The organism is Petrachloros mirabilis, from assembly GCF_975968855.1.
Genome location: NZ_CDLUDY010000061.1, coordinates 1 through 3425, shown reverse-complemented (window position 1 = coordinate 3425; position 3425 = coordinate 1). Strand labels below are relative to the sequence as shown.

At 57.1% G+C, this 3425-nt stretch carries 5 protein-coding genes; all 5 read right to left on the bottom strand.

Annotated features, from left to right (window positions below; all coding sequences use genetic code 11):
• Window positions 1-110 precede the first annotated feature (110 nt).
• The gene (locus ACWVCN_RS02515) at window positions 111-509 is read right to left on the bottom strand and encodes a hypothetical protein (protein WP_455243936.1); all 399 of its coding nucleotides are present in this window, start codon (window positions 507-509) and stop codon (window positions 111-113) included.
• A gap of 166 nt (window positions 510-675) precedes the next feature.
• On the bottom strand, window positions 676-1503 hold the full coding sequence (locus ACWVCN_RS02510) for an ethylbenzene dehydrogenase-related protein (protein WP_455243935.1): 828 nt from the start codon (window positions 1501-1503) through the stop codon (window positions 676-678).
• Between the two features lie 91 nt (window positions 1504-1594).
• Window positions 1595-2848 (bottom strand): NHL domain-containing protein, encoded by a 1254-nt coding sequence (locus ACWVCN_RS02505; RefSeq protein WP_455243934.1) that lies wholly within the window; start codon window positions 2846-2848, stop codon window positions 1595-1597.
• Between the two features lie 12 nt (window positions 2849-2860).
• Complete coding sequence (gene tatA / locus ACWVCN_RS02500; RefSeq protein WP_455241757.1) at window positions 2861-3139, bottom strand: twin-arginine translocase TatA/TatE family subunit; 279 nt, start codon at window positions 3137-3139, stop codon at window positions 2861-2863.
• A 24-nt stretch (window positions 3140-3163) separates the two neighbouring features.
• Window positions 3164-3425, bottom strand: a 262-nt coding sequence (locus tag ACWVCN_RS02495) for a tetratricopeptide repeat protein (protein ID WP_455243933.1), incomplete at its 5' end; no start/stop codon positions are given.

Here is a 3425-nt window from a genome sequence, read left to right as displayed (position 1 = left end):
TTGGGCAGCGTCGGCGCCCGGTCCTCACGGTGAAACACGCCCAGATCGAGCGCAACCATCAGCAGCACGAACAGGACGCCCCAGAGCCGACCGGTCAGACGATTCAGCATCTAATCTCTCTTACAGCCGACGAAATGAAAATTGACCCCCCACCCGACGGGATCACCGGGATCCGCCGGCTCGTAGGTTCCCACGGTGAAATTGCATTCTTTCATCGCCTTCTTGATGGCCCGCCCAAAATCCAGCATGGTCCGGATCTCTTGCTTGTCGATCTCTTTGATGACCGAGCGAACCTTGATCCCCGCATAGTCAGCGCGAGAATTTCCGATGACTTCGAAGACTGCCACGCCCTGTGGGCGTTGCAGCTTGAGTATCTTCTGAATCTCTTCGTCGACTTCGCCAACGACCACGCCGAACTCCTCGCCCAAGGTGAATGCTTCTTCCTCGGTCATGGGCGAATCATCCACCCCTATCGCCTCAACCGGATGGAATCCCACTATCATTCCCACACCGATGGCTCCCCATAACACAAAGGCCCTTCCACGACGAAGGGCCTTTGTTATGGAATTCACCGCTCTCTTCGATTCATCCCCCAATTCTCTGCCTCGTAGGACTCGATACCCTCTATGCTGTCATCCGGGAAATCTACTGCTGCTCATCATCATACCAGCACGATCAGATCTTTGCAGAAGGATCGATCACAAGCTGAAACCACGGCGCTACCGCCTTCTGGCCGTTCCGTTCCTTGTTCTCTCCATTCCAGACGGCAAAGGACACCGTTTGCACGCGGCCGGGGATGAGTTTGGCTTCGTTTTCCTGCTCTTCATTGGAAAGAGGGCGTCGCATGACGACATGCCAGACCCCGTCCTTCCACATCGCTTTGCCCTGAACCCTCCCCTGCTTTTCCTTCGTCGTCAGCGTGCTGAACCCTCCCCCAATGAGGTCCTCGACGGAGGAGATCCGGCGCGGGATGACTTCGAAGGTTCTCACACCCTGCCTCTTCCGATCCGTGCTCCTGGCAGCACGGCGGTCAATATCACTTTGCCAATCGGCTTTCCAATGCCAAATATTGATGTAGTGGTCGAGTTGCCCCATGCAGAAGAACGCAGGAGCATCTCCAAGCGGAAGTCCGATTGCGACTCCGTCTCGAAAAGTCCCCGGTGTCAGCCGGTCGTTCTTCGTGTTGTCCTGCCATTCAAGGAGAAATGCGATCTCAGTTCCGTTATGAAGTGTCCTGACCGTCAACGCTCTTGCCGTCGGTTCCGGCCAGACCGGTCGCGTAATCACCTGTCCGCTCAAGGGAAGCGTCAGAGGGGAGATCTTTGACCAGACGTCATCTTCAGGAGCTGTAGGCAGGTCGCCTTCGACAAAATGGGCGCGTATGACGATACCTTCGGAACTGACCAGCGGGATTCCCAACCCGCCGAGCACACCGGCTGCGACGAGGATGCAGAGCAAAAGGAATAGGAGTGGCCGGGAAGCGGTCTTCTTCGTGCGTACCATCCAACGTCCTTCAATGACTGCGACGGCTGGGTGCGACGAGGTCAGAATAACACAGAACGATCATATGACCAATCGGAACGACTCCAGGTTTCTACCACAGTCGTACGCGGCGAATCTTGTTCTCCCCCCGCTCGCAGATGAACAGATGGCCGTGAGAGTCCAACGCCAAGCCGACGGGAGAATTCACCACTGCTTCCACACCCAACAGGCCATCGCCGTGCTTCAGCGCCCCAGCCGACTCTTTGGCAACAAAGCGCGCTGCGCCGCAACCCCCCATATTTTTATCTTCGTAACCGCTGTCGCCATTTCCGGCCACGGTCGTGATGATGCCGGTGACGGCATCGATCTTCCGCACCCGATGGTTCATCGTATCGGAGACATACATATTGTCCTGAGCATCAAACACAACGGCTTCAGGCGCATGGAGCATCGCGCGGATGGCCGGTTTGTCATCACCGTCGTACCCGTAACGACACACACCCGCCACGGTGGAAATAATTCCGGTCTGCCGGTCGATCTTGCGGACACGATTGCTGCCCTTGTCGACGATCATGACGTTGCCCTTGCTATCCACGGCAATACCGACAACGTCATACAGGCGGGCCTCCAAGGCCGGCTTGCCATCGTCCAGGTACATCGACATGTCCAGTCCGTCTGAACAGACGGGCATGAGCCAGCCGTGATCGTCGCTGAAATCGATACCGATCGCGTCGCCGGACAGCACGACGAGATTACGCGCAACCAACGGCTGATCCCTCGCATCGTCTTCGGCGGTCCAGGTGCCGGCGACAGTCGTCACCATGCCGGTAACCGGATCGTAACGGCGGATCTTGTGAGCCTGAGTGTCGGCGATGTACATCACGTCGTTCTTGTCGAAGGCAATCGCCGCAGGCCACGTCAGGTTGATTTCCAGCGCAGGCCCATCCCCGTTGAATCCATGCTGGCCGGTCCCAACGACCGTCGTGATGATACCGCTCTCACGATCGACCTTCCGGATTCTGTTGCTGCCGGAATCACAAATATAGAGGTGGTTCTGCGAATCGAATGCGACGTCGAGTGGCAAGTAGAGCCCTGCTTCTCCGCAAGGCCCTTCGTCCCCGCTATAACAAGTTTCACCGATCCCAGCAAAGTTGTGAAGCGTTCCCTCTTGGAGATTCACCCTCCGAATACGATCTGAACCGGACTCTGCAAAGTAGAGCCAGCGCTCGTCCTTGTCGAGCGCAGCATGATGGGGCAGCGGAATGCCGGCCTTGACGGCACGTTTCCCGTCACCGGTACTGCGCGCTTTGCCGTTTCCCGCAAACGTTTCAATGTAGCCGAGAGCCAGCTGGAGTTCCGTTTCCATATCCGTGAAGCCTTAGGCGTGGGTCGCCGGCTGTGCAGCCGGCTGTTCCACAACGGGGGCCGCCGGTGCCGGCGTCGCCGGAATTGCCTGTTGCGACGGAGTCGTCTGTTGTTGCTGCTGCGCGGCTTCAGCCTCGGCCTCGATCGCCTCCGCTTCGTGCACGGACTTCTTGAAGCCCTTGATCGCTTTGCCGAGCCCTTCTCCCAACTGCGGCAATTTGCCCGCACCGAAGATGATCAACACGATGAAGAGGATCAGGATGAGCTCCGTAAAACCAAGACTCCCAAACATGGCGTGTTCCTCCGTATGAGTGAATCAGGATGTGCTGCTGTCTTTGCTCCGCTTGGCGAACCGTTCTTTCAACCGTTGCCGAGCCTGCTCCGCCTGCTCGAACATCTTGCACTTATCGTACAGACTGATGAGGTTGTAGTAAGCCAATGGTTCGTCTGGATTCTGTTCGACGGCGCCTTCCATCACCTTCAGCGCCAAATCGGTTTTCTTATGGTTGAGCGCCAGCTCCATGAGCTTGAAGCTGGCATCTAAATGTTTGGGATCCAATTCGAGGGTTCGCAAATAG

What these genes read in the sequence shown, in the direction of transcription:
- ACWVCN_RS02510 (WP_455243935.1), bottom strand. Translation starts at nt 1,503, where the DNA reads ATGGTACGCACGAAGAAGACCGCTTCCCGGCCACTCCTATTCCTTTTG.
- ACWVCN_RS02505 (WP_455243934.1), bottom strand. Translation starts at nt 2,848, where the DNA reads ATGGAAACGGAACTCCAGCTGGCTCTCGGCTACATTGAAACGTTTGCG.
- tatA (WP_455241757.1), bottom strand. Translation starts at nt 3,139, where the DNA reads ATGTTTGGGAGTCTTGGTTTTACGGAGCTCATCCTGATCCTCTTCATC.